We start from the raw sequence: 25,915 nt of genomic DNA, 5'->3' as shown, positions 1-25,915 counted from the left end.
CGCTAATTAAAAACGAAAGTAAATTCAAGGAATAAAGCTTGATATTGATTCTTTGTAAATACTGTTTACAAAATTAGGAAAAGCATTTGAGAAAGCAGACATTTTTTCAAAAAATTATAACAGTATAGAACAGTTATTTTTCCTATTAATCTAAAAATAAATTTAAGTTAATTTTTTGAAGCTTGATGAAGTAATGGAATGGTCATAAAACAAAAAAAGGCAAATTCACCGCTACAACCTGCCTACCCTTGCTTCGGTCAAGACCTGGGGGATTCGGAGGGAGCTGGTAATTTGCCGTCACAAAGATGGCAGGTTTTGTTGTTTTTTCAAAACCTTCACCGCAACTTTGAGGAAAGTTTTCTGATAAAATATAGTCTATTTCGGCTGATTTATACGATGACCTTTTGATTTACAGTTAATTAACATACTATTATGACATTCAAAAATATTTTAAAAAAAATTTCATTTTCGCTTTATTTAGCATCTTTTTCTATTCTTTTAGTGAATTGTACGGGTTCTTCTGATGCTTTTTTAGAAAAAGCAAAAGAACAATTGAAGCAAGGGAAAGCCAGAGAAGCCATCGAATACTTGAATCAAGCCATCGATAAAGACCCCAATAATGCCAAAGCTTTCAATATGCGTGGCGCAGCCAATTTTGAATTGAAAGATTTCACAACGGCCTTATTAGATTATGAACAAGCCATTAAATTAGACCCAAACAATTACCAACCTTACTTCAACAGGGCTTCGGTAAAAATGGAAAAATCGGATTGGGAAGGTGCTTTTCAAGATTGCTCCAAAGCAATTACTATCCAACCAGACACAGCAGAATTGTATGTAAAAAGAGGAATTATCTTAGCTGCTTTGCAAAAATCTGAGGAAGCAATTGTAGATTTCGACAAAGCAATTCAATTAAATCCCAAAGAAGTAAATGCTTTGTATAATCGTGGCAATATTTACTTTCAATTTGGTGACTTTGATAAATCTTTAGCCGATTTTACTGCGGCGGTGAAAGCAGATAACAAATTTGCTAAAGCATATTACGGTTTGGGGATTGTTCAACAAAAAAGAGGACAGTCGGACGATAGTTGTTTAAGTTTCAAAATGGCAAATCGTTTGGGTTATACAGATGCTAAATTGGCGATAGATTCTTTTTGTAAATAAGTCAGCTACAAGCTTTGAGCAGTAAGCTTTAATTACTTGTAGGTTTAGAATACCTATATTAAGTAATGATATTTAAAACTCATCACTCGAAACTCAAAAAACTCACCACTCACAATTCTTAACTCACAACTCATAAATATGAAATACCTCGGAATAGTTTTTACCATGATTTTCTTACTTTTTGCAGGTTGGCAATACAATGACCCAGACCCAGTACTTTGGATTCCGATTTATTTGGTGGCGGCATATTGTTCGATAAAAGCTTACCAAGAAAAGAGTAATCCAGAATTATTAGTGGTTGTTACCATTATGTCTTTTGTTGCAGGGTTAAATACTTGGCTACAGATGACTTCTTGGGAAGGTTTTTTCTCGGAAGGTGGTGGATTATCCATGAAAACCATCAATCAAGAATTAGCTCGTGAAGCTTGCGGACTTTGGATTTGTACTTTCGCTTTTATCCTTTTTCTGGGAATGTATTTTTTCAAACCTAAGAAGTGATTAGAAATTAGTTATTGGTGTTTAGTTCTCAAAATAGTTTTATAAAACATAAGTTAAATAGGCAAAGTATTCGGAATATATTTTCTGTGCTTTGCCTGTTTTTTTGCCATTTATCTAATTATCAACATATTCATCATAAACAGAACAATTAATAAAGGTTAAATTGTAATTTGTATAAAATTCAAACTCCAAACTTTATGCAACTTACTATTACAAACCTGAACAAAACCTATTCCAATGGCGTTCAAGCACTTCAGAACGTTAATCTAACTATCAATCAAGGAATGTTTGGTTTATTAGGACCAAACGGCGCAGGGAAATCTTCCTTAATGCGCACCATCGCAACACTCCAAGAAGCTGATACTGGCACAATTACTTTAGGCGATATTAATGTGCTTACTCAAAAAGAAGAAGTACGCAAAACACTTGGTTATTTACCACAAGAATTTGGTGTGTATCCAAAGGTTGATGCGGTTACTTTATTGAATCATTTGGCAGTTTTGAAAGGAATTACCAATGCCAAAGAACGTAAAGAATTGGTAGAATCGTTACTTCAAAAAACCAATCTTTGGGATGCTCGTAAAAAGAATTTAGGGGGATATTCTGGTGGAATGAAACAACGTTTTGGCATTGCTCAAGCGCTTTTAGCAAGTCCTAAATTAATCATCGTTGACGAACCCACTGCTGGTTTAGACCCTGCTGAGCGCAATCGTTTTTTGAATTTATTGTCGGAATTAGGCGAAAACACCATTGTGATACTTTCTACCCATATCGTGGAAGACGTAAAAGAGTTGTGCCAAGATATGGCAGTTTTTAATAAAGGACAAGTACTTTACAAAGGCAATCCTTTTGATGCTATTCAAGAAATTGAAGGAAAAATCTGGCGAAAACGTATTCATAAAGCAGAATTAGAAGATTATAAGAAAAACTTCACGCTGATTTCTGATAAACTCATCGGCGGTTCACCAGTCATTCATGTGTTGGCAGACAGTAATCCTGATGGTACTTTTAATGCCGTCAATGGAGATTTAGAAGATGTTTATTTTGCAAAAATTTTCGCTAATGCCTAAACCAACACGACTATGTTTTTAGAAATTTTACGTTTTGAATTTAGCTATCGAAAGAACAGAGCAGCTACTTATCTATATTTTCTGATTTTATTTATCCTTTGTTTTGCGGCAGCAACCTCAAAATACGTTACCATCGGCGGTTCGGGTGGTGGACAGTTACAAGCTAATTCTCCGTACTCGCTTTCTTTCATGACTATCATCATGACTTTTGCCGTAACTTTCATTAGTTCAGCAGTGATGGGCGTAGCCGTTTTGCGAGACTTTGAACATAAAACAGAATCCTTGATGTTTACCACCACCATGTCGAAATTCGATTATTTGATGGGGCGTTTCTGGGGTTCTTTTTTTGTCATGGTATTGATTTACTCTTCTATTTGGATAGCTTTTATGCTTGGATTTTCTCTTGGTAAATTCCTCCCTTGGGATCCATCTTGGAAAGAAAAAACAATGCACGCTTTTGATGCTTGGCATTATTTTCAGCCATTTATTTTCTATGGTATTACCAATCTTTTTATCCAAGCCACTATTTACTTTGCGGCTGGAACACTCAGTAGAAAACCTTTATTGATTTACACACAAGGGATTATTTTATTTGTTTTGTACGAAATCACTGGGACAATTACGCAAGATTTAGAAAATAAAGACCTTGCATCCTTAGTTGACCCTTTCGCTATCAGAACCTTCCAAATCTATACTCAGTACTGGACACCAGCACAGAAAAATAATCTATTGATTCCACTTGAAGGTATGATGCTCTGGAATCGTGTACTTTGGTGTGGGGTCGGCTTTGTTATTTTAGCCATTACTTATTATGCTTTTAGTTTCAACGTGGTTACTTCTTCATGGTTCAAGAAAAAGAAAATTGTGAAAGAAGAATCTTCTGGAATCAAGCCAGAAAATGTAGCGATTCCACTTGTACATCAATTCACCAATTTCTCGGCAAATCTTACTCAGCTTTGGCAACAATCAGTTTTTTATGCCAAAATGGTTGTTAAAGAGATTCCATTTATTGCCATTGTTTTTGTAGGTTTTGCAGATTTAACCATCAATTCTTTCTATTTCGGAGAAATGTATGGAACAAGCTCCTATCCTATCACAGCCAATGTTTTAGGCTTTTTGTCGGAATTTGATTTGTTCTTTTTAATCATCGTTGTATTTTACTCTGGTGAATTAATTTGGCGAGAAAGAACGGTCAATATCAATCTTATCATAGATGCTTTGCCAGTACCTGATTGGGTTGGATTACTCTCCAAATTCATAGGATTAATCTTTATTTATGTTGCTTTATTGTTAGGTTTGATTTTCTTTGGAGTATCCGTTCAAATAGCGCATGGTTATTTCAACTTTGAATTACCACTTTATTTCGAAACACTTTTTACCGATGAACTTATCTTTTTAGTAGCATTTACATTACTCTCATTTTTCATTCAGACCATCGCTAACAACAAATTAGTGGGTTTTGCTTTGATGTTCGTGTTCTTTATCATTAATATGTTCATGAGTGGCGCTGGTATCGAACATCCATTGTTCTCTTTCAACAGCGGTAGCTTGGGCAGTTATTCTGACATGAACAAATATGGACATTTCGTATCGTCGTTTTCTTGGATGAAACTCTATTGGCTGGCTTTTGTAGGCATTCTTTTTATTTCATCGGTTTTATTGAGTGTAAGAGGAACAGAATCTTTAATGAAAACTAGGTTAAAAATCGGTCAACTTCGTTTAAGTAAACCGATTCTTACTTTGGCAATCAGTACTTTAGTCGTCTTTATTTCTACTGGTTTTTATGTGTATTATAATACGAATAAACTGAATAGATACACCACCAAAGAAGATGAAGAAAAACTACAAGTCGATTACGAAAAAACCTTAAAAAAGCAATTCGATAATGCTCCACAACCAAGAATTGTAGATGTAAACCTGAAAGTAGAAGTATATCCAGAAGAACGTGATTTTACTGCCGAAGGTTATTTTTGGTTAAAGAATAAAACGAAAAAGGTATTAAATGACATTCTTATTCAGAATGACATTTTGCATAATATGAAGCTTGAATATCTGAAATTTGAAGGCGGTGCTAAAGTAAAAAAAGCTTATGATAAATTCGGTTTTACGATTTATCAATTAAGTAAACCTTTAGCCATCGGCGATTCTGTGAAGATGAGTTTCAAAACTAAATTTGAAACCAAAGGTTTTGTAGCAAACGGCTCAAACACAAATGTAGTATATAACGGTACGTTCTTCAACAATAATTATTTCCCTTCTTTAGGTTATAGCGAAGACTTTGAAATTGGTGATGACGATACTCGTAAAAAGTACAAATTGCCTGAAAAAGAAAGAATGATGGAACAGAATAATCCAATCGGGCTATCACAAAGTTTGTTTGGTGATGATTCAGATTATATTCGTTTTGAGATGGTAATTGGTACGAGTAAAGACCAAACCGCCATTGCTCCTGGTTATTTACAGAAAACTTGGGAAAAGCAAAATCGTAAATATTTCCATTATAAAATGGATGTTCCGATGGTCAATTTCTATTCAATCATTTCGGCTAAATACGAAATTAAACGTGATAAATGGAAGAATGTAAACTTGGAAATTTACTATAATAAAGGACATGAGTATAACCTCGAAAAGATGATTTCCTCCATGAAATCGTCGTTTGATTATTTTGATAAAAACTTCGCTCCTTATCAATACCGCCAAATGAGAATCATGGAATTTCCACGCTATGCTTCTTTTGCGCAGTCGTTTGCCAATACCGTTCCATTTTCAGAAGGAATAGGGTTTATCCAGAAAATCAACGACCCAGAGAAAGATTTAGATATGCCATTTTATGTTACGGCTCATGAATTGGGACATCAATGGTGGGGACACCAAGTAGCAGAAGCCAGAGTAAAAGGTAATGCCATGCTTTCGGAAACACAAGCACAATACTCTGCTTTGATGGTAATGAAACACGCCATTAAACCCGAATTAATGCAAAAATTCTTAAAGTATGAACTGGATAAATATCTGACTGGTCGTGCAAGAGAAAGTAAAAAAGAACAACCTTTAGCGTTGGTAGAAAGTCAGGGATATATTCATTACAACAAAGGTTCATTGGCAATGTTTGCTTTGCAAGATTATATCGGTGAAGATAAAGTAAACAAAGCTTTGCACGATTTCTTGGCTGATTGGAAATATCCAAGTTCGGATGGAAAATACAAACGCTACCCTACTAGTCAGGATTTGTTAAAGTTTTTCAAAGCTGAAACACCAGATTCATTAAAATACATCATTCATGATATGTTTGAAACAATAACCTTGTATGAAAACAAAACAGATAAAGTATCATACAAAGCATTGCCAAACAAAACGTATGAAGTAAGTATTAAAGCTATTTCTGAGAAATTCAGAGCTGATAGTTCTGGTAACGAAAAACCTATTACCCTAAACGATTGGATTGACGTTGGTGTATATGGTGAAGACAAGGATGGTAAAGACAAATTGCTTTATATTCAAAAATACAAAGTATCTAAGAAAGACAATACCTTCAAAATCATCGTAAAAGAAAAACCTAAAAAAGCTGGAATTGACCCAATTAATAAGCTGATAGATAGGCATTCGGATGATAATGTTAAGACGGCGGTTTTAGAGGAGAATTTGTAGTAGAGATGTAAGACTAAAGACACAAGAACAAAATCTTTATTCTTGTGTCTTTTGCTATTAATGCTATTCCACTTGTTCTGAAAGACAAGTGGAAGTTTTGATAAAAAGATTTTATTTAATTCACTAAACGTTCATAGAACGTTTTTATCAGTCATTTGATTTGCCCTTACAGAACAAATCGAATAGCGTAGATAATGCGAGATCATTCAGAATATTATACCGAAAAGATGCAAAAAAAAGAACTTCAAATTGAGATACTTAAAGTATTAAAAAATTTAAGGAAACAAAATATTATCTGGTTTTATTTGGGACCTCTATTTTATTTAGCTTGGATTATTTTCTTTTTTTGGAGATATCAAGATGATGAACTTTTGAACAGCATATTAATAATATTATTCCCCTTTATAATGACTATTTTAAGTATTTATGGAGACTTACGAACAAATAGAGAACTAGCAAAACTGATTATTTCAATTATTGAGGATGACAAATATTTTGTTTTTGATATGCTTGATGGAAGAGTAATGAAAGTATTAAAAGAAAAAGTATTAATCCGAGAAAACAACTGGCGACTTCACATTAAAAAAAAATACCCTGCAATAAAGGAATATATAGATATGACAGATAATAAAGAATATATATGGATTGAATCTCTTTAATTAAAAAAAAAGCCAATAGTGGTCTTAGGCTCTCCTACCATCAGTATCAAAGTGGGGAACTGAATTCCTCACAACTTATTGTACTCTCTCTGTCTCTTCGGTTGCAGAATTATCTCTATTTCGGCGTTTATGGGCATATTTTTCGTTGCCAAATCTATAGCTGAATGCCAAGCCAATTCGCTGAGTATCGTTTATATTGACCCTATTTTGATAAATATTCTGAAAGTTTTCTACTCTTTCTCGATAAGTATCTGAATGAAAAATATCGTTGATATTCAATTTTATCGCTCCTTTGTCTTTCAAAATCTTTTTTTGCATCGAATAGTAAACAGATACCCGATCTAATACTATCGTAGGATAGATTCTTTCTTCGGTTTTGTACTGAGCAGTAAGTTCACTTGACCAGCCCTTCCCAAAACTAATTTGTTGGTTGGTAGATACTCTTCCAGTAAAAAATACTGTATGATTGGTTTCTCCGTTAATGTTGCTTTTAATGTCGAATCGAGCCACTTGAAAATACAATGTTGAACTTAGCCATTTGGTAGGTTGTAGTGTTAAATTGTGATTAATAAATATTCTGTTGCCAATGCCCGTATTAAATGGCTTTCGGATAAATGTTTCACCTTCTCTGATAGTAACTTCACCAAGAATTCCATCCGCACCATCGTAGCCAAAACCTAGTGTGTAAATAGATTTATATTGATACTTAAAACGCACCAAATTCAAATAAAAGGGCTGTAAATCTGGATTACCTTGAGTATAATTGTAGGCATCAACATAGTTTAGAAATGGATTAAATTGCTGATAATTAGGCCTATTTACTCTCCTTGTGAAATTAAAACTAAGGTTATGATTTTTTAAACTGTCTAAGCTATAACTTAAAAATACACTGGGAAATAGGTTGGTGAAATTTTGATTAAATTTCTGATATTGAATGCTTTCATTTGCTAACAATTCTCCCAAGATATTGGTATTTTCTGCTCTAAAGCCAAGCTGTAAACTCAACTTTTTATTGATTGATTTTCTGATATTTATATAACCTGCATTTATATTTTCATGATATATAAAGTGGTTACTCCTGCTGTAAATAATTGCGGAGAACTCATCCCGAAAAAGTGCATCATTATCATTTTTTACAAAACTCGCTTTTAGTCCACTTTCCAAATTAGCTCCTTTGCCCAATGGCAGTGAATAGTCTGTTTTGAAATTATAGATATTAATATTGCTGGATAATTTATTGTCAAAAAGTACATTTTCAGTTACTCTATTAAAGTTTCGTAAGCCTCCAGATTGATAGTTTAATATGTTCAAATCCCCAGATAACTCATGTCCTTTACTATTGAATTTATGGTTAAAGTTTACATTGGCAGACTTTGAGTTCCAATTATTAGTACCACTATTATTGCCTTTGAATGCTTGAGTGGCTGTCGTATTGATATAGCTTGCATCATCTGAACGGGGTCTATTTTGTAAAAAAAACTGCATGCCCAAAATAGTTTTTTCACTCAAAGTAAAATCAGCTCCAAATCTTCCACTGAGGGTATTAGATTTATAATCGCTATAGTTTTTCGATTGAATATTGGCAATGCTTATTTTTTCATCATTAAAAATGGTCCTTTGTGAAGTTTCTTGTGTGTAATCTTGGTCTAAGCTCTGGTCTATTCCCCAAAACCAATTGATTTTCTGGCGATTAAGATTAAAATTTACACTGTTGTTGACTCTCAGTTTTTGCCCCATCGACATGCCCGAAGATAGGTTACCAGTCAAACCTCTTGCTTTGTTCTTCTTTAAAATAATATTGATGATAGAAGACCCTCCGGCATCATATTTTGCAGGTGGATTATCCATCAGTTCGAGTTTATCTAATAAACCGCCTGGTAAAGATTTAAGATAAGCTATCAAGTCTGTCCCGCTCATGTAAGTACTGCGGCCATCAATCAAAACCATAGCTCCACTTTTCCCATACAGGTTAATATTTCCCTGAGCGTCCACTGATATACCAGGTGTTTTTTCCAAAACTTCAAGGGTATTACTGGACGCTGCCGATATCATCGTTCCTACATTTACAATCGTTTTGTCGATTTCCTGCTCAATTAGCGGTTTTTTAGCACTAACTACTACCTCGTTTAAGGTGGTACTCTTGGCAGGCAAAAGGATGATAACGGGCAACTCGACTTTGGTTTGTTGTTCGTTCAATGTTTTCTTTACACTTGTATATTTTAAAAAACTCATTGAAGTGATTTCTAAAAAATAACTGCCATTGGATAGATTTTGAAAAAGGAAATTCCCATTTATATCAGTAATTTCTCCTTTCACAAAACTTGAGTCGATACTGTTCATAAGTTTGACACTAGCACCAATCACCGATTCATTTTGAGTATCTTTGACACTCCCGACTATACTTTTATTTTGGGCCAATATTTGACCTGATAGGATTAGTAACAGAAATAGTTTTTTCATAATTGTTTTTTTGACAAAGTTTGTTTTCCTTAGATAGCCCTGAAAACAAGTCTGACAGAAATCAATTTTGAAGTGACAAACACGGGAAAAGGACTGACAAAGGTTTTAACATATTTAAATGCGATTTCGTCAGTCAAATAATGGGGTGTGAAATCAATAGTTTTTATTATAATTGAGGCTATTCAATTTTGCAGAAAAAAATAAAATGAGCATTTTAGAAAAAGTATTTGGCAAAGAAGCCGTTAAAATCGGTAATTATTTAGGGCTTTCTTGTATAGCTGCTATACTTCTGTTTACGACCTTTATGGCATTTGCGGATATTTTTTTCAAGAATAATGACGACGAGATAGCTTTAATATCAACTATTTTGTTGTTGATAGGTGTATTTGTAGGCCGTTTTTTGGCTAGTTTATGGCAAAGAAAGCATATTAGCAATTTGGTGTTTATTGTACTGATTGGATTGACTTTCGCCCTGATAGTATCTTTAATGCCCATTATAGACACCCTTATCACTCATCAAGAATTCTTAGTTGTCGCTATAGCATTGGTTATCTATTTTGTTATAAGTGTATTGATTGGCATACTCATAAAACTGATACGTATGCGTACTGAATATACATTATACCTCGCAAACTCAACAGTTTTGCATAGTCAATCCGAATTACAGCTTCTTCAGTCTCAACTAAGTCCACATTTTTTGTTTAATACCTTGAATAACCTGTATGGTTTATCATTAATTGACCATCAAAAAATACCTGATTTGTTGTTGAAACTATCCGATTTGTTGAGGTATTCAGTATACGATGCCAAAGATATTTTGGTGCCACTACCAGAAGAAATTAACTATATAAAGAACTACATTGATTTTGAAAAAATACGTTTAGGAGAACGCCTCAACTTGAAAACAGATTTTGAAAATATCAACCCTCAAAAATCTTTCAAAATAGCACCTATGCTTTTGATTGTTTTTGTAGAAAATGCTTTCAAACACTCCAAAAACAGTCTGGATAATGTGATAAATATAGAAATAAGCCTAAAAATATGGGGGAATTCAATACTATTTTCGGTAGTAAACTCTCATAATAATTTGTACAATGACAAACAAAAACATAGTGGATTTGGACTAGACAATGTAAGAAAAAGGTTGGATTTAATATATAAAGGTGAGTATGATTTGGAAATCAATGAGACTACAACTAATTACGAAGTAAAACTCAGGATAAATGGAAAATAAAATAACCTGTCTCATTGTAGATGATGAACCTATAGCCAGACAAATTATAGAAAAATACTGCTCCCATTTGCCTGAAATTGAGTTATTGGCGAGTTGTGAAAATGTTTTTGTGGCTAAGAAAGTATTAGAAAGTCAAACGGTAGATTTACTTTTTTTGGATATTAATATGCCAGTTTTGGATGGGATAGCATTTTTAAAAACACTCAAAAATCCGCCGTCTGTAATATTTACCACGGCTTATAAGGAATTCGCACTTGATGCTTTTGACCTTTCAGCAATAGATTATTTACTCAAACCTTTTTCTTTAGACAGATTTATTATTGCAGTTGATAAAGTCAAAGAAAAATTAGCGCTATTAAAACAGCCCTCTGTAAAATTGATAGAAGAAACCGTAGAAGATTTTACTTTTATCAAAGCTGATGGAAAAATACACAAAGTGGATTTTGGCACTTTGCTTTATGCTGAGGCCAAAGGAAATAATGTACTAATTGTTTCCGAAAACCAGACTATTTTCCCAGTCATGACGTTTAGTGATTTTTTAGCATTATTGTCTAATCAAAATTTCCTAAGACTTCATCGGTCATTTGTGATAAACAAGTCCAAAATAAGCCATGTTGAAGGAAATAGAGTATTTATTGGTAAAACAGAAATCCCCATCGGCGGAAATTACAGATTAGAGTTCTTGAAAAGCTTGGGAATTAGCAATTAAGAAGGTAAACGTCTAAAATAACTCTTTGCTTTTAGCTTTTATTAAAGCAAATCAACCATCCTGAAAGATAATTTTTGCCTTATAAAACAAAAAACGAACAATGAGTTTTGGTGATAAAGTTTTATTCTTTTTTAGTACCTTGGGAGCATTTAATGGGCTCATTATAGGTATTTATTATATATTTTTTTCATCCAAAAAATATTTGTCTAATTATTTTTTGGGTGCTTTGTTAATGGTATTGAGCATCAGGATAGGAAAATCGGTTGCGTATTTCTTTGATTACAGTTTACCTAAAATATATCTACAGTTTGGATTGACTGCCTGTTTTTTCATAGGTCCATTTTTATACTTCTTCATAAAATCAGAAATCAGCCAAATTAAAAATTTACCAAAATCTTGGCTATGGCAAATAATCTCTTGGTTTTGCATAATTATAGTAATAGGTGCTGTTTACCCATATCAAGGTTTTCCTAAGCTATGGGGACACTACATTGTTCCTATTATATATCTACAATGGGGTATTTACATTGCTTTTTCTGTCTTTTTATTAATCCCACTTCTGAAAAAAATCACTCGAAAAGAAAGTTTAAAGCCTTTTGAAAAATGGATACTGACCATTTGTACAGCGGTAATAATACTTTTTATATCTTACGTTTGGGCAATTTTAAACATTACTAAAGGCAGTTATATTAATGGGGCTGTGTATTTTTCAATTATCATTTATTTTGTAGTATTTACATTACTTTACCGCAAAAAAACAAACGACCTGTCGTCTTTCTCTTCACAAAAATATGCTGATAAAAAACTAAATAATGAGGATGCTCAGCTAATAATAAGCAACCTAAGAAAAGTGATGACAGAGAAGGAACTCTTTAAAAATCCAAATCTAAAAATTAATGACCTTGCCAAGGAAATCAATATTTCGGGTCATCAATTATCTCAACTTTTAAATGATAATATTGAGAAGAATTTCACCCTTTTTGTGAATGAATATCGAATCAACGAAGCCTGTAAGATATTATCAGAAAATACAAATTTAACGATAGATGCTATTGGCGATGAAGTAGGATTTAACGCTAAATCAACTTTTTTCGCTACTTTCAAAAAAATTAAAGGGATGACTCCCAGTGCTTATCAACAGTCGAATACTCCAGATTTATAAAACCGTACTACTGAATTTAGACTATCATACCATCATCTTAAAAGTCTATTGCATTTTTGAGAACCGAAATGAAATGGTTTCATTTTGTTAATCAAAAAATCCTTTTAAAGATGGAAAAAGTAGTCTTATTTATCTGTTTAACTGCCAGTTTTTTTTCAGCATTTTCCCAAAACAGCCCCACCGAAAGGCAATTGATAGAAAATACGATACAACAATATTTTGATGGATGGGCAACAGGCGATACCACTAAAGTGAGTAAAGCAATGCACACTTCGTGTCATCTGAAAAATTATAGTAATGGAAAATTTACCGAATTTACAAAAAATCAATACCTCGGTTTATTCAAACCTCATGCAAGACCAGCAAACCTAAGCACCCGTATAGTTAGCATAGATATTACCAATAATATGGGCAGTGCAAAAATTGAAATTAGCACTGCAAAAGATTTGTTCACCGACTATTTCAACCTCATGAAAACTAATGAGGGATGGTTTATTGCCGATAAAGTATCTACCCGAACACCCCATAAAACCTTTGACGTAAATGCCATTCGGTTAGAAAAAGAAACAATTTTAGAAGGACTTAAACGACCTTGGAGCATCGCTTTTATATCAGAAGATGAAGTTTTGATTTCAGAGAAAGAAGGTGATTTGATAAAAGTAAATTTATTAAATAAAGAAAAGACCAAAATTCAAGGCTTTCCTACAGACTTAGAAGATAGTCTTGGTGGTTTTGGAGATAACACTGGCAAATTTGAAGTGTTGCTCGACCCTGATTTTAAGACAAATAAATTTATTTACCTGTCTTATGCAGCCAAAGCTGCAACAAAAGGAAGAACTGCCAAAATTATAAGGGCAGTACTCGAAAATGAATCATTACAACAGATTAAGGTACTTTTTGTAGCAGAACCATATACCTATGAGCGGGTACATTATGGTGGTGGGATGCTTTTTGGTAATGATGGTAAACTATATTTTACCATTGGCGAACGACTATTTACCGAAAAAGATGAACCTGCTATACCAATCGCTCAAAATATTGAAGATAAAAGAGGTAAAATCTACCGAATAAATTCTGATGGAACAATACCAAAGGATAATCCTTATTTTGGAGATAAAGCCATTCACGGATTATACGCTATAGGTATAAGAGCAGCTCAAGGCTTGACACTTGAAAGCAACACCAATAAAATATGGTTTAGCGAACATGGTACACATCAAGGAGATGAAATAAATGTGCTAAAGGCAGGAGCCAATTATGGTTGGCCTATGAAAACAACAGGTAAATATCGTTTTGCAGAATTTGCACCAAAACCCATTCTCGGGAATACTTACACAGAGCCAGTTTGGTCATGGTTACAAACAGTAGCCCCCACAGGTCTGCACATTTATTTGGGTCAGGAATTTGCTGCTTGGAACCATAATTTACTAATTGGCGGATTATCAAAGGGTAGTTTATGGCGGTTAACTATTGAAAACGAAACGATAAAAAGTACAGAAGAACTATTTGTCAACGACCGACTAAGAATAAGGAAAGTGATACAAAGTCCTATGGGTAAATTATATATACTTTCTGATGAATTAAACGGCAAATTGATAAGAGTAAAAAACGGAGCTTTATGAAGTAATAAATAATTGGTCAATATTGGAGGTTAACACTGGTCGTAGGCTTTCGGCAATTGACGACATTGAGTATAATCTACGACTAGTATTAGCTCTCAGAAACCAATAGCAATTTTCCCGCTAAGCCAATTCATCTTTCTCACAGCCCAATCTATTTAAAAGAAGCACCAACCCATCTCAGAGATATGATAGCCTATCTTTTTCATAGATTGAGCTATCTCTGAGATAGCTCAATCTGTCTTTTTTGCGGTTTTTTCCACGCAATTTCCCGTATAAAACTGACAAAAACCGTAAAGAAAATTTCATCAGAGTCGCAAGATAGAGCCTGCTATTTATCTCAAATCAAAGAGAAAATACTGTTTTTAATGGCATATAATACTAAACCAGTAACATTTCTAGAACCTGTTTTTTGAAGTAAATTATTTCTATGTCCATTTACAGTTTTTACGCTGATATAAAGTTTTTCTGCAATTTCTTCGGCAGTATATTGTTGGCAAACAAGTTGTAGGATTTCTTCTTCTCTTTTGGTGATGGCAATATTCATTTTCTTGCTCTTTACTTTTTTGCCCATTCTACTTTGAATTGCCTTCAAAGTGCGTTCGTTAATATAAGAGCCTTTGCTATAAACTGATTGGATAGCATCGAATACTTCTTGAGGGTCGCTATCTTTTACCAAATAGCCGTGGGCTCCATGTTCGATTAGGTCTGTTATAAAGTTTTCATCTTCATGAACAGACAGTATCAAAATTCGTACATTGGGGAAAGTCGTTAACAGGACATTGGTGACATCCAAACCGCTAAATTCTTTTTTGTCGGGTCTGGCTGGTAAGGAAATATCCACCAACATGACATCGGGAATGGATTGACTATCTTTTAACCTATCAATTACTGAGTAGCCATCTCCACATTCAAAGACTACTTCAAATTTATTGTTGCTGGCATGATTGAGAATCCCTTTCATTCCCTCTCTAAAAAGTACTTGATCCTCCACTAACCCAACTCTTATTTTTTCTTCCATAATAACATTTGTTTAGATAATGTTCTTTCCTGAAAATTGATAAAATAATTGTTATGGGTTATTAAGGGTTGTATTGTCAATTGGTATTTCAATAAAGGTATAAAAACCATTTTCTTTTTCGTTATTGCCCCATTTTAATGTTCCGTTTAGGGCTGTTACTCTACCTTCAATACTTTTGAGTCCTAAGCCAGCAGAGCTATTTTCTGTGTTAATACCGCAACCATTATCGCTGTATGTACATTTTATGTCAAAAGTATTACATAATATATTTAAATCAATCGCTGTAGCATTAGCATGTTTAATGGTGTTGTTAATTAATTCCATTATTATTCTGTAATAGCCTAAACTGATTGCCCAAGTAAGGATAGGTGTATCGTCGCAAGAGGTAGTTAAATGAATCTGTATTTTGCCTGTTTTATTGATTTGATTCGTAACAGATTCTAAGGTTTTTATCAAGCCAAACTTCTCTAATTGCGGTGGCATTAGCTGATGACTAATACTACGAATACTACTCAGTGCAGATTCTGACAATTGACGAACGTTTTCAACGCCAGCCAGCATATTGGTATTATCATTCGTAATTTGTTTTTCTAATACTATCAAGTGCATACGCATAATAGAAAGTACTGCGCCTAATTCATCGTGCAAATCTTGAGCAATTCTTTTGCGCTCCTCTTCTTGAATAAGTATGCTAGAACGGAGTAACTCGTTTCGATAAAGTATTTTTAAGGATTCTTGTTTAAGCTTCTGTTCAAATAAATTTTTGTGAAAATGCTGATTCAAAAGTACCACACCTATCGCTATTATAAACACAATAACCGTCATAGGTAATATGGTTTCAACAATACTCAACTGCGTGACCGTTTCCATAAGCTAATAAAAAAGCAACAATACATGATAATAGAGAAAAAAGCATGCAGTATCCATGTATAAAGATTGGTGTCCACTGAAAACTTACTTACAATAGTAGCACCAAAATAGAATATCAACAAATTGGAAGTGTGATAAATAAATAATCCTGAATTTATCCAGTTAAGACTGATGATATCATTATAAGCATTTTGCTTAACGATATCATTTAAGAAAACCATAAAAGAGAAAAGTGCGAGGATGATAATCAGAATAGATTCAACCGTTAAAGCATTTGAATTGAAGGTAAAAATATTTTGGAGTGTTAGTGAATTAATGATACTGAAAACAGAGAATAATATGGCCGTAAACCATATTATTCTCTTATTAATAAAATCGCCTAAGATGGTTCTATAAAACCAAGCCAATAGCACAAAGCCAACTGGCACGTACAGATGAAGCAAAGGCAAGTTGTTCATTCGATATAGCCAAAACACCAAAGAAAACAATTGTATAAAGCTTGAAAAAAATATAAAGTATGCAAATACTCGTAATGCTTTATTCAACTTTTTAAAGCAAACAATGGTATATATTAGTGTTAACAGTACCGGCAAATCCGATAACAGTAATATTATCTTGGCTATATTCATTCTCAATGACTAATTTTCTTCGTTAAAAGGTCTCCATTAATGGCACAAGTATTTGGGCATGGTGTGTTTAAATCTAATACGTATTGGTCGCCATCTGCATAATTACCTAAAAGCTCTGGCTTAATTCCTTTTCCATTCTTATCAAGCATTACATCTTTTCCGCCAATCGGAGGATAAGCATCTAAATTAGCACCAACCACAGGTACAATATATAATTTATAACCGGGAGTTCCTTGCTTTTCGCCACTTGGCTGATAGGCTAAATAAACACGGATGTTATTATAAATGGCTTTACTGATTAATGATGAATCTAAACCCATCGCAATTAATAATTCTTGAGACCTAATAGTATATGCCTTAATGGGAATATCTGATAATTTCTTACTACTGATAGAATCGAAATAAGCAATATTCACCATGGCTTTGCCTTTGGGTACAAGTAAGGAATCTAGTGGTACAGGTGCTGGGCGACCTTCATTCAACGCTTCATCTTTTGAATTGTTACAGGCAATCATGGTCATTACGCACAAAATTGCAGCGATTTTTAAGCTTATACTTTTCATGGTTATTTTTTGTTATTAAAGGTTTAATACAACAATCTTTTATTTCGCAGGCCTGCTAAATAGTATCATGTTTAATGCGACACAATAATAATTAAAGCATAGATAGAAACTACTAAGAATAAGCAATCAGAACTTAAAAACAGGTATTTATACCTGTACTTTTTAGCAAATCAGGTATAAATAACCGATTGTAAAAAGGGCTATTTATCATCTTTTACGGCGCTGTGTTTAGAGCCAACTTTGTACATCAAAAATTTCTGATGAGTGGAGTTCAGCTACCACTTAAATAAACGGGCTTACTTATAGAAGCATTTACTATGAGGGCGCATTCTGAAAAGCCATACGAGTAGGAACAATCTCAAAACTTTTATAACCATGTCAAAGAACAAAATCATCAATGTTAACATCATCATTGATACCACTCGATTAATGAAAACCTTCACTAGTCCAAGTACAGACCAAAACAATCCTACGGGTATCGACCATACCTATCAATACATGGTAGTAGCAGATGGAACAAATATTAATGGACAAGGAACAGGTGACCTTAGCTTTACTGCAATTCAGGGAGATGTAGTCCGTTTTTACGCTGTTTCTGAATACAACAACTATGACAGTCCTGTCATTTTGTATAACCTGTTTAAATATGGTGGTGATGATGTTTTCACAAATCCTAATTTTGAATTACAACAATTCCCCGATGTAGTAACCGTTGGCCCAGCAAGCTTCAATCCATTGGTATTGCAAAGCCCGAATCCAACTCAAAACTTTTGGTTTGCTCAAAACACAGTAAACAAAAAAGGTACTGAAAATTATGGGTTACGCTTTGCAGTGTATAATTCTGATTTAAGTATTTTCGGATACTTCTCTTGGGACCCACAAATTACTGCTGTATAAGCTGTAATTTAATTGACATTGTCGAAGCAATTGATGAATGAAAGTAATTGATTGCTTCGACATACTGTTTGAATAGCAATGAAGTCCTTTCCATTTTACCTCTTATAAATCAGCTAATTATTTAGAGAATCTATCTAGTTTATATTCATTCCTTCAAATCATATCATCATGAATTCGGTCGTCAATATTACTATTATAGTATTCACAGAACAGTTAATAAAGGATTTTCTGAATCCGAGTAAAGACCCTTTAAACCCAACGAAGATACCTAATTCGTATATCTATTTTGTAAAATCTGGACAAAGTAGCGAAGCAATTAGAGGATTTTCAGGTAAAAGTATCAACATTCGTTCCTCAAAAAGTGTAGCAGTAGAAGTAAATTTCTTTACTTTTTCAGAAACCTCTAATTATGACAATCCAGTTATTCTTTATCAAATCAACCAACTTACAGCTAGTGCTATTTCAAGTAAATCGCTGAATCTACAATTCTTTTCGGATGTAAAAACGATTGCTCCAGAAAGCTTCAATCCACTTATTTGTCAATATGTTGAAAAAGATTTTTGGTATTGCTCAGACTTTTTAGTGGGACAAGGAACAAAAGAATATGCCCTAAACATTGCCCTATACAATGGCAATGAACTAAGCATTTTGGGTTATTTTCAGTTTAACCAAACCTTGTCAGTTTCCTAATACAATCGCAATAATTAACCTTTGAGCAAAATCCTTCTTGATAAGCCCTTCGGCTATAACTTACTAAATTTATTTACCCAATTTTATGTGTTGAAAATCTTCTTTTTTGGTAAAATATTCTAAGCCAAGCATTAAACCAATGCTAAGGGCGAACAAAATTTTCTGCATTATCGGTAAAAACTCCCAAAAATAACCAGAGCCAAAAAGGAATAATGTGCCATAAAAATCAAGAAGGAATACAGTGCAAAGGAATTTGAAAAGATGTAGCCTTGTTTTGAATACAAAGACAGTAATGTAAAATAAACTTAGCAGAAACATTGTACTTGCGATGGTAATCATGATATCATGCAAGGGAGTAGCTATTAAAAAAGTAAATATCATACCGATAGCCCCAAAGTATTTTATAACATTTGCCGCACCTTTTGCTGGTATCCTCTTGGAGAATCCTATGAAGAAAGTGGCAAAACTTGCAGCAAGAAAAATCATTCCTCCAACAGCCCAAAAACGAGATGGATTATCTGCACCATTCACCGCCTTCTCTCCGAAAAGATTACTGATAAAATTATTTTTCCAGTCATAGCCAATAGCATTTTTATCAAATTGTGAGCCACCCGGATAATACAATGTAGCAATCACTAGCAATGATATTGAAATAATGATTCCAATGAGAATTGAATGTTTCTTTAGCATACAAAATCTGATTTTATATTGTATTTACTCTCTTTCCAACTTATTTTAAAGATATAATATTATTCGGATAATTACAGCTTCGCTGATAGCAAACTTATAGAAGAGTATTAGAGCACCCGCTTGGAGAATATAGGCTCCCGCATTTAGTATTAGAGCATCCGCTTCGAGAATATAGGCTCCCGCATTTAGTATTAGAGCATCCGCTTCGAGAATATAGGCTTCCGCATTTAGTATTAGAGCATCCGCTAGGAGAATATAGGCTTCCGCATTTAGTATTAGAGCTTCCGCTTCGAGAATATAGGCACTTGCTCGGAGTATTAGAGCTTCCGCTACGAGAATATAGACAGTGTATCGGAGAATCTTGGAGACTCCTCTTGAAATAATAAAACCACCTGTTTTTGTGTTTCTTATGATTCACAAAATAAACAAGGAGGTTTTATTATAAAGAGTTTTACCAAAATCAAGAATGAATCCTATCAGTAATAAGATTGCCTAATCTAGCTTTAGTTTTCAATCATTAATTTTCTAACGGTTGTTTTTTGTTCATTTTTGATATTAATCAAATAAGTACCTTGTGGATAATTACGAACAGGAAGACTTAATTCATACACATTTTTAATATCTTCTTCATAAAGCAGTGAACCGTTTATAGTTAGAATACTTATTTTCCCGGTCATTGGTTTTTGAAATCTGATAACTGCTTCTTTATTCACACTTGGATTTGGGAATATAACTACCTCACGTTGAATATCACTTTCTGTTGCTAAAATTGTAGGTGTTAAAGCTACCTGTAACCCATATTCAGATTCTGTTTTATCACCTAAAGCCTTCAAACGATATTCATAGGTTGTATTTTGTGATAATTGAGTATGCAAAAACTCTGTTTGTCCAGCCTCTAAGATTGCTATTTCTTTAAAGGTATCCTCATCTGCCCTCTTAGCTTCTAATATATATTTTTGCGTTTTGGGAACACTCTTCCAAGAAATCTTAAGTTGATTAAAAGCAAGCGGATTAATTGTAATTTCTGGGGTTAATAGTGGCGCAGTATATTCTTCAATTGCCACTTGGTCAAATGAAAAAGCTCTCATCCCAATTCTATTTGTTAAGAATGGTCCTCCAAATTGTTGAAAGATTTGGTCATCATGAAAAGATGGGAGATAATTGAACTTATCTTTCGGAGCAGGGGCATTTAAGCTTAGAATAATCTTATTATTAACAGCTTTACCAGAAGTAACAAGTGTATTTTCACTATTCTCGTTAAAGTAAAACATATTTTTCATATACTGTTTTACTGCATTTCCTTGTTTATCAATCAAAACGGTATCTTCTACCCAAACCATCTGTTGGTCTTGTTCAAATTCAAGGACGAGTTCTTTTCTATCTGGTTTTGAAAAGTAGGCTCTTTGTATATTAGGAGAATTTACATTCTCATTATATTTTCCTCCGTAGAGGTCACGGTCAATCATTCTAAACAATTCATTTACTGTTTGTGTATGCCCAGAAGTATCATAATGAATTCCATCATAGCCCCTATTTCCAATTACAGTGATATTATCAACATCGTTATAAATGTTTTTTGCACGTCTTTGGTAGTCTCTTAATGCTCCAGCGTGTTTTTCAGGCCAAGCAATTAAACCTACTTGAAAAATATAATATTTATGAATATCAGGAAAGTCTTCATGCCAATAGTTATATAATTTATTAAACAGTTCTCCCCAATAAAGAGACCCTCCAGAAGATTCATTTTCACCTTGTCTCCAGATAAAAGCTTTTACTCCGCCATTCAATAAACCAGCATTTTTTACCATGTAGTAAGTTTGACCATAAACATTAGATAAATCTCCAACATTATAAGGATTTCTAATTAAACTAGCACCTAAATTGATACCTCCTACTGCACGGTTAATGACACATACTGGAATTTTATATTTTTCAATAATTCTTTTCTGAAGGCCTCCTCCCATTTGTCCTACTCTATAATTTCCATACTCAGATACTCGCCAATTAATAGTTTCTTCATAAGGATAACTTGCACCATAGGTACGAGCAAATCTGTTATAATAAGGCTGAACACCATCATTAAATAAAGCCACAGCGTTAGACTGCCCGCCAATAACATAGGCATCTCCAGAAACTACATGTTTACGATGTACCACTTCACCAGAATCGCCTTTTGAACTAATAGCAAATATTCTAAAACTGTATTCTGCTAGTTCAGCCTTAATTGTTATTGGGTTGAATTTGAATTTACCCTTAGCATCAACATAGGTAATTTCAGATTTTTGATAACCTATTTTCACATCCTCCCGAAAAATTTCTACAGAAAAAGCACGCCAACCTGGAACATCTACATATCCATTGATGGAGACATAAGATTCATTTTTTTCATTTCGAGGATAAAGCTGGTAATCTTCAGGAAGTTGTTCGAAAACAGTATTGTAAATACGCTGTGCATGAGTAGAGAATACTGACAACAATAAAATTAAGGTAAAAAACTTTTTCATTCTAAGTATATATGATTTAATATGATTACTAGTGGTGTGTCGTTAAGCTACTAATTAATGGTTGAATTGTTACAATCTGTAACAATTTAATGTAAACCTATAAGCCTAAATAAAGTAAAAAGAATTTTTGGAAGAGTGTAATACTCCATTACTATATTAGGATATGAATTAGAAGAGCCTGATAAAGAAGTAGGTGTTAGAGATACTGCTAACTTATTAAAATGTGTACTACCTATTGCTATCCGACAAATGTAAAAATCTAAATATGCTTTATATATAGATGTGGGCAAATAATTCTACAAATATAAATGATAAAATGTATTCCTCTAAACACTCCTTTAAATTAGTGAATTTTAAAATATGCTAGAAATACAATCCTATTGAGAAGAAGCATTCAACCTACTCTCCAATTAGTCTCAAAATATCAGACAAAATTTTAGGGTCGCTTGGGCGTTTGGCGTTGCTGTCAACGATATTTCCTTTTTTGTCCATCAACATATATCTTGGAATAGACTCTAACTTGAAGAATTTAGCTGCGCCAGATTCCCAACCACCTTTTGAATGAACATTTTTTTGGTTTTCTATTTGCAAATCTTTCATTCCTTTTCGCCAATTCTCCTCCTCTTCATCAATAGAAATGTATAAAAACACGACTTCTTTTCTTTGTTTCTCGCTTAATTTTTCTTGTAAAAGCTTAGAAAACGGAAACTCTTTTCGACAAGGACCACACCACGAAGCCCAAAAATCAAGATAAACAACTTTGCCTTTCAAGCTTGCTAAAGACAATTCTTTTCCATCAGGAGTAATCGCTTTAAACCATTTACCGTCCTCCTCTTTTGCTTTGATGACTTCATCATTTTTACTCATTATCTCGCCACATTTCGCTTTAACCAAATTGGTATATGCTTCTGAATTAGGCGTGGCACTTAAAGCCGAAAAAGTATTTCTTACCACAGAAGGCAAACAAAACTGGCACTGAGTATCCAACAAATAAGCCAAGTAATATTGATACGCTTTGGTTGGCAAATGTTCTCTGGCAAAAAGATGTTTATCTTCCATTGCCTTATTGACATCCGCATATTTCACAAAGCCATGCGCTTTTGAATTGAAATAAGTAATGTAATGAATCAGGAAATTGCGGTACGAAGACGAAAGTAAAGCTGATTCATCCTGAATCTTTTTTTCGTCCAAGGTTTCTAAAACAGAATTAGGAAGAGATATTACCTGTGTTTGGGCTTGATTGGCGTTTCCTCTGATAATCGGATAAGCTAAAATGTATGACCAATAATTCCAACGAATTTGATTTTCTACATATTTTTTGAATACTTCCGAAAATTTCCTTTGTTCTGGAAATGACTTGTAATAATCTGATTGTGCTTTTTTAGCTTCAAACAAATCCATTTCAAGTACATCAATAGACATACTATTTACTTTTTTCAACATTAACGACGACGTGAAATCCGCTTTAAATGTCTGATAAAACTTTACTAAAAAATCATTTTCTAAAGCATTCTCCCCTTTTATTTTCAAGCTTTTCTCGAAATCTTTAGCATCAAATGCTAAGGAAATTTGATTTCCTTTCGCAACAAAGAGTAATGTACTTTGCTCTTTGAATTTGAGTTCAACAATTGCTTGACTCTGTACATTCAGCTTACATTGAAATTGATTTTCAGAGTTCAAAACCAGTTGCTGAATCGAGGGGTTTACTCCTAATAGCAAAGGGTCATACACCAAAATCAGTGTATCACCCTTTCCAATATTTTCTACTTTGCCCGAAATAGTTGTTTCCTGAGCGAAAGTGAATGAATAACATAAAATAAGAAGTACTGAAAAGATTTTTTTCATAGGTTTACTTCACGTGTTTTGCCAAATATTTTCTGATGGCTGCTGTCCAAATCTGATACCCTTTTTGATTCAAATGTAATTTATCCGCCACAAAAATATCTTGCATTAATTCTCCATTGGGTAAATAAAAATGCTTTTGAATATCAATGAAATGAAGTTTTTTTTCTGATTTACAATACGCTTCAATCAATTGATTTGCCTTTCTTTGTTGCTCTACGATTTTCACCCTTGCAATACTTGGACGAATAGCAATATAAGCCACAGTAGCTTTTGGTATTTGTTTCTTTACTTTTTCGACAAAAATTTTAAAATCTTCGAATACTGTTTCTGGGCTTTTACCCGATGCAATATCATTGTCGCCTTCATATACTAAAATGTATTTAGGCTGATATTTAGAGACAATTCTTTCGAAATACTCATTAGCATCACTCATAACAGAACCACCAAAACCTCTGTTAATGACAGAATATCCTGCTAAATCTTCTTTATAAGTAGCCCACAATCGAAGGGATGAGCTTCCTACTAACAAAATCTGTTTGGGTGCTGGCATTGAAAGTGAATCGCTTTTTTCAAAAGCTTTTATTTCATTTTCAAATCGCTTCTGTGCGAAACAAAACTGACTAACTAAAAGCGTTGCAATTAAAAGTAATTTTTTCATAGAAGATTTGAGTTTTTTTACCATTGAATACCTGCAAGTCCTTTACGTACTAAATATTCATTAGCTTTTGAAAAATGATGATTTCCAAACCAACCGCCCGAATTAGCAGCCATTGGCGAAGGATGTTTAGATTTCAAAACTAAGTGTTTTGAGGCATTAATTACCGCTCCTTTGTCCTGAGCGTACTTTCCCCAAAGCATAAAAACTACTCCTTCTTTCTCTTCCGAAATACATTTAATTACAGCATCGGTAAAAGTTTCCCACCCTTTTTTCTGGTGTGAACCAGCCTCAGAAGCTCTAACTGTTAAAGTGGCATTTAATAATAATACGCCTTGGTTTGCCCAACGTTCTAAATTGCCAGATTTTGGAATCGGGATACCTAAATCATCTTTAATTTCTTTAAAAATATTGATTAACGAAGGTGGCGCAGAAATTCCATCGTTTACAGAAAAGGAAAGTCCCATCGCTTGCCCAGCTCCATGATAAGGGTCTTGCCCAAGAATCACTACTTTAGTCTCATTAAAAGGACATTTATCAAAAGCGTTAAAAATTAGTTTTCCGGGTGGATATACCGTTCCAGCGGTATATTCGTTTTTAACAAAGTCAACTAAGGTTTTAAAATAAGGTTTTTCAAATTCTGGACTCAATCTTTCTTTCCAAGAATCTTCAATTTTTACGTTCATTCTTCAATGGGTTTTAATAAATTTATCAATTACGTTGATTTTTCAGACAATGTAATGTAATTTTCGCTAAAATATATTGTAAAAAACTAATTAAAAAAATGGTCTCAGCTATCACAAATGGTGTAAAGGTAAGCGTTTTGACCCACTTTCAACCTGAATATTCTAATCCATTTCAAGGAAATTTTGTTTTTTCATATCATATCAAAATTCATAATGGAAGCGATTATACGGTGAAATTATTGCGTCGTCATTGGTATATCCATGATGCTAATGGTTTGGTGCGTGAAGTTGAAGGCGAAGGTGTAGTTGGTCAGCAACCAACTTTAGAACCTGGACAAACCTACGAATATACTAGCGGTTGTAATTTGAATACTTCGCTTGGTAAAATGGCGGGGACTTATCAGATGGAACGTATTTTTGATGGTAAGTTTTTCAATGTTGTTATTCCAGATTTTACGATGGTTGCTCCTTTTAGGATGAATTAAATGAATATTTAGGAGTTTGATTTACATTTAAAAATATAATACTTCATTTTCCAAAGACCTTACTTTTCTTGTATTGATACAAGAAAAGTAACAAAAGAAAATCAAGAAATTCCGAAACTCGCTCCGCTCAAACAGCGGAATTTCGAAAAATTGCTTACGC

General features: G+C 33.6%; 21 protein-coding genes. 12 read left to right on the top strand and 9 right to left on the bottom strand.

What is annotated here, in order from left to right; translation table 11 throughout:
- Positions 1–432 precede the first annotated feature (432 nt).
- The 5 genes from ABID42_RS07300 to ABID42_RS07280 all read left to right on the top strand — a co-directional run bounded on the left by ABID42_RS07300 (position 433) and on the right by ABID42_RS07280 (position 7,036).
- Positions 433–1,164 (top strand): tetratricopeptide repeat protein, encoded by a 732-nt coding sequence (locus ABID42_RS07300; RefSeq protein WP_367283072.1) that lies wholly within the window; start codon positions 433–435, stop codon positions 1,162–1,164.
- A 138-nt stretch (positions 1,165–1,302) separates the two neighbouring features.
- Entirely contained in the window at positions 1,303–1,662 is a 360-nt protein-coding gene (locus tag ABID42_RS07295) for a transmembrane 220 family protein (RefSeq protein ID WP_367283071.1), read from the top strand.
- A gap of 197 nt (positions 1,663–1,859) precedes the next feature.
- On the top strand, positions 1,860–2,732 hold the full coding sequence (locus ABID42_RS07290; protein WP_367283070.1) for an ABC transporter ATP-binding protein: 873 nt from the start codon (positions 1,860–1,862) through the stop codon (positions 2,730–2,732).
- A gap of 12 nt (positions 2,733–2,744) precedes the next feature.
- On the top strand, positions 2,745–6,377 hold the full coding sequence (locus ABID42_RS07285) for a M1 family aminopeptidase (protein WP_367283069.1): 3,633 nt from the start codon (positions 2,745–2,747) through the stop codon (positions 6,375–6,377).
- Between the two features lie 227 nt (positions 6,378–6,604).
- Positions 6,605–7,036 (top strand): hypothetical protein, encoded by a 432-nt coding sequence (locus ABID42_RS07280; protein ID WP_367283068.1) that lies wholly within the window; start codon positions 6,605–6,607, stop codon positions 7,034–7,036.
- A 75-nt stretch (positions 7,037–7,111) separates the two neighbouring features.
- Here ABID42_RS07280 and ABID42_RS07275 read toward each other — a convergent pair whose 3' ends face one another.
- Positions 7,112–9,496 (bottom strand): outer membrane beta-barrel protein, encoded by a 2,385-nt coding sequence (locus ABID42_RS07275; protein WP_367283067.1) that lies wholly within the window; start codon positions 9,494–9,496, stop codon positions 7,112–7,114.
- Positions 9,497–9,701: 205 nt separating this feature from the next.
- On the opposite strand from ABID42_RS07275, the gene ABID42_RS07270 reads away from it, so the two are divergent.
- The 4 genes from ABID42_RS07270 (at position 9,702) to ABID42_RS07255 (ending at position 14,223) form a co-directional block, all read left to right on the top strand.
- Positions 9,702–10,730 (top strand): sensor histidine kinase, encoded by a 1,029-nt coding sequence (locus ABID42_RS07270; protein WP_367283066.1) that lies wholly within the window; start codon positions 9,702–9,704, stop codon positions 10,728–10,730.
- The gene (locus ABID42_RS07265) at positions 10,720–11,439 is read left to right on the top strand and encodes a LytR/AlgR family response regulator transcription factor (RefSeq protein WP_367283065.1); all 720 of its coding nucleotides are present in this window, start codon (positions 10,720–10,722) and stop codon (positions 11,437–11,439) included. Before ABID42_RS07270 ends, ABID42_RS07265 begins: the two co-directional genes overlap by 11 nt.
- A gap of 100 nt (positions 11,440–11,539) precedes the next feature.
- On the top strand, positions 11,540–12,601 hold the full coding sequence (locus ABID42_RS07260; protein WP_367283064.1) for a helix-turn-helix domain-containing protein: 1,062 nt from the start codon (positions 11,540–11,542) through the stop codon (positions 12,599–12,601).
- 110 nt (positions 12,602–12,711) lie between these two features.
- Positions 12,712–14,223: a PQQ-dependent sugar dehydrogenase gene (locus ABID42_RS07255; protein ID WP_367283063.1), complete on the top strand. Its 1,512-nt coding sequence runs from the start codon at positions 12,712–12,714 to the stop codon at positions 14,221–14,223.
- Positions 14,224–14,560: 337 nt separating this feature from the next.
- Here ABID42_RS07255 and ABID42_RS07250 read toward each other — a convergent pair whose 3' ends face one another.
- The 3 genes from ABID42_RS07250 to ABID42_RS07240 all read right to left on the bottom strand — a co-directional run bounded on the left by ABID42_RS07250 (position 14,561) and on the right by ABID42_RS07240 (position 17,303).
- On the bottom strand, positions 14,561–15,241 hold the full coding sequence (locus tag ABID42_RS07250) for a response regulator transcription factor (protein ID WP_323688909.1): 681 nt from the start codon (positions 15,239–15,241) through the stop codon (positions 14,561–14,563).
- Between the two features lie 51 nt (positions 15,242–15,292).
- Positions 15,293–16,111, bottom strand: a complete 819-nt coding sequence (locus ABID42_RS07245) for a sensor histidine kinase (protein ID WP_367283062.1) — start codon at positions 16,109–16,111, stop codon at positions 15,293–15,295.
- Between the two features lie 631 nt (positions 16,112–16,742).
- Positions 16,743–17,303, bottom strand: a complete 561-nt coding sequence (locus ABID42_RS07240; RefSeq protein WP_367283061.1) for a hypothetical protein — start codon at positions 17,301–17,303, stop codon at positions 16,743–16,745.
- Between the two features lie 375 nt (positions 17,304–17,678).
- On the opposite strand from ABID42_RS07240, the gene ABID42_RS07235 reads away from it, so the two are divergent.
- Together ABID42_RS07235 and ABID42_RS07230 are read left to right on the top strand one after the other, a co-directional pair.
- On the top strand, positions 17,679–18,200 hold the full coding sequence (locus ABID42_RS07235; RefSeq protein ID WP_367283060.1) for an AidA/PixA family protein: 522 nt from the start codon (positions 17,679–17,681) through the stop codon (positions 18,198–18,200).
- Between the two features lie 168 nt (positions 18,201–18,368).
- Positions 18,369–18,890, top strand: a complete 522-nt coding sequence (locus ABID42_RS07230) for an AidA/PixA family protein (protein ID WP_367283059.1) — start codon at positions 18,369–18,371, stop codon at positions 18,888–18,890.
- Between the two features lie 69 nt (positions 18,891–18,959).
- Here ABID42_RS07230 and ABID42_RS07225 read toward each other — a convergent pair whose 3' ends face one another.
- The 5 genes from ABID42_RS07225 to ung all read right to left on the bottom strand — a co-directional run bounded on the left by ABID42_RS07225 (position 18,960) and on the right by ung (position 25,270).
- Entirely contained in the window at positions 18,960–19,580 is a 621-nt protein-coding gene (locus ABID42_RS07225) for a hypothetical protein (RefSeq protein WP_367283058.1), read from the bottom strand.
- A 503-nt stretch (positions 19,581–20,083) separates the two neighbouring features.
- On the bottom strand, positions 20,084–22,084 hold the full coding sequence (locus ABID42_RS07220) for a T9SS type A sorting domain-containing protein (protein WP_367283057.1): 2,001 nt from the start codon (positions 22,082–22,084) through the stop codon (positions 20,084–20,086).
- A gap of 399 nt (positions 22,085–22,483) precedes the next feature.
- Positions 22,484–23,929: a TlpA family protein disulfide reductase gene (locus ABID42_RS07215; RefSeq protein ID WP_367283056.1), complete on the bottom strand. Its 1,446-nt coding sequence runs from the start codon at positions 23,927–23,929 to the stop codon at positions 22,484–22,486.
- A gap of 4 nt (positions 23,930–23,933) precedes the next feature.
- Positions 23,934–24,587 (bottom strand): GDSL-type esterase/lipase family protein, encoded by a 654-nt coding sequence (locus ABID42_RS07210; protein WP_367283055.1) that lies wholly within the window; start codon positions 24,585–24,587, stop codon positions 23,934–23,936.
- 17 nt (positions 24,588–24,604) lie between these two features.
- Complete coding sequence (gene ung, locus ABID42_RS07205; protein ID WP_367283054.1) at positions 24,605–25,270, bottom strand: uracil-DNA glycosylase; 666 nt, start codon at positions 25,268–25,270, stop codon at positions 24,605–24,607.
- Positions 25,271–25,368: 98 nt separating this feature from the next.
- Between ung and apaG the strand changes: the two genes are divergently transcribed.
- Positions 25,369–25,755 carry a Co2+/Mg2+ efflux facilitator ApaG/CorD gene (gene apaG / locus ABID42_RS07200; protein WP_184133494.1) on the top strand — a complete coding sequence of 129 codons (387 nt, stop codon included), beginning with the start codon at positions 25,369–25,371 and terminating at the stop codon, positions 25,753–25,755.
- Positions 25,756–25,915 lie beyond the last annotated feature (160 nt).

The sequence above is a fragment of the Arcicella rosea genome (assembly GCF_040543805.1).
Taxonomy (GTDB): domain Bacteria; phylum Bacteroidota; class Bacteroidia; order Cytophagales; family Spirosomataceae; genus Arcicella; species Arcicella rosea.
The sequence above is the reverse complement of the archived record's forward strand: the minus strand, read 5'-3'. Positions and strand labels throughout refer to the sequence as shown.

Excerpts from the sequence above, each read along its gene's own strand:
- ABID42_RS07300 (WP_367283072.1), top strand. The coding sequence starts at position 433 with ATGACATTCAAAAATATTTTAAAAAAAATTTCATTTTCGCTTTATTTA.
- ABID42_RS07295 (WP_367283071.1), top strand. The coding sequence starts at position 1,303 with ATGAAATACCTCGGAATAGTTTTTACCATGATTTTCTTACTTTTTGCA.
- ABID42_RS07290 (WP_367283070.1), top strand. The coding sequence starts at position 1,860 with ATGCAACTTACTATTACAAACCTGAACAAAACCTATTCCAATGGCGTT.
- ABID42_RS07285 (WP_367283069.1), top strand. The coding sequence starts at position 2,745 with ATGTTTTTAGAAATTTTACGTTTTGAATTTAGCTATCGAAAGAACAGA.
- ABID42_RS07280 (WP_367283068.1), top strand. The coding sequence starts at position 6,605 with ATGCAAAAAAAAGAACTTCAAATTGAGATACTTAAAGTATTAAAAAAT.
- ABID42_RS07275 (WP_367283067.1), bottom strand. The coding sequence starts at position 9,496 with ATGAAAAAACTATTTCTGTTACTAATCCTATCAGGTCAAATATTGGCC.
- ABID42_RS07270 (WP_367283066.1), top strand. The coding sequence starts at position 9,702 with ATGAGCATTTTAGAAAAAGTATTTGGCAAAGAAGCCGTTAAAATCGGT.
- ABID42_RS07265 (WP_367283065.1), top strand. The coding sequence starts at position 10,720 with ATGGAAAATAAAATAACCTGTCTCATTGTAGATGATGAACCTATAGCC.
- ABID42_RS07260 (WP_367283064.1), top strand. The coding sequence starts at position 11,540 with ATGAGTTTTGGTGATAAAGTTTTATTCTTTTTTAGTACCTTGGGAGCA.
- ABID42_RS07255 (WP_367283063.1), top strand. The coding sequence starts at position 12,712 with ATGGAAAAAGTAGTCTTATTTATCTGTTTAACTGCCAGTTTTTTTTCA.
- ABID42_RS07250 (WP_323688909.1), bottom strand. The coding sequence starts at position 15,241 with ATGGAAGAAAAAATAAGAGTTGGGTTAGTGGAGGATCAAGTACTTTTT.
- ABID42_RS07245 (WP_367283062.1), bottom strand. The coding sequence starts at position 16,111 with ATGGAAACGGTCACGCAGTTGAGTATTGTTGAAACCATATTACCTATG.
- ABID42_RS07240 (WP_367283061.1), bottom strand. The coding sequence starts at position 17,303 with ATGAAAAGTATAAGCTTAAAAATCGCTGCAATTTTGTGCGTAATGACC.
- ABID42_RS07235 (WP_367283060.1), top strand. The coding sequence starts at position 17,679 with ATGTCAAAGAACAAAATCATCAATGTTAACATCATCATTGATACCACT.
- ABID42_RS07230 (WP_367283059.1), top strand. The coding sequence starts at position 18,369 with ATGAATTCGGTCGTCAATATTACTATTATAGTATTCACAGAACAGTTA.
- ABID42_RS07225 (WP_367283058.1), bottom strand. The coding sequence starts at position 19,580 with ATGCTAAAGAAACATTCAATTCTCATTGGAATCATTATTTCAATATCA.
- ABID42_RS07220 (WP_367283057.1), bottom strand. The coding sequence starts at position 22,084 with ATGAAAAAGTTTTTTACCTTAATTTTATTGTTGTCAGTATTCTCTACT.
- ABID42_RS07215 (WP_367283056.1), bottom strand. The coding sequence starts at position 23,929 with ATGAAAAAAATCTTTTCAGTACTTCTTATTTTATGTTATTCATTCACT.
- ABID42_RS07210 (WP_367283055.1), bottom strand. The coding sequence starts at position 24,587 with ATGAAAAAATTACTTTTAATTGCAACGCTTTTAGTTAGTCAGTTTTGT.
- ung (WP_367283054.1), bottom strand. The coding sequence starts at position 25,270 with ATGAACGTAAAAATTGAAGATTCTTGGAAAGAAAGATTGAGTCCAGAA.
- apaG (WP_184133494.1), top strand. The coding sequence starts at position 25,369 with ATGGTCTCAGCTATCACAAATGGTGTAAAGGTAAGCGTTTTGACCCAC.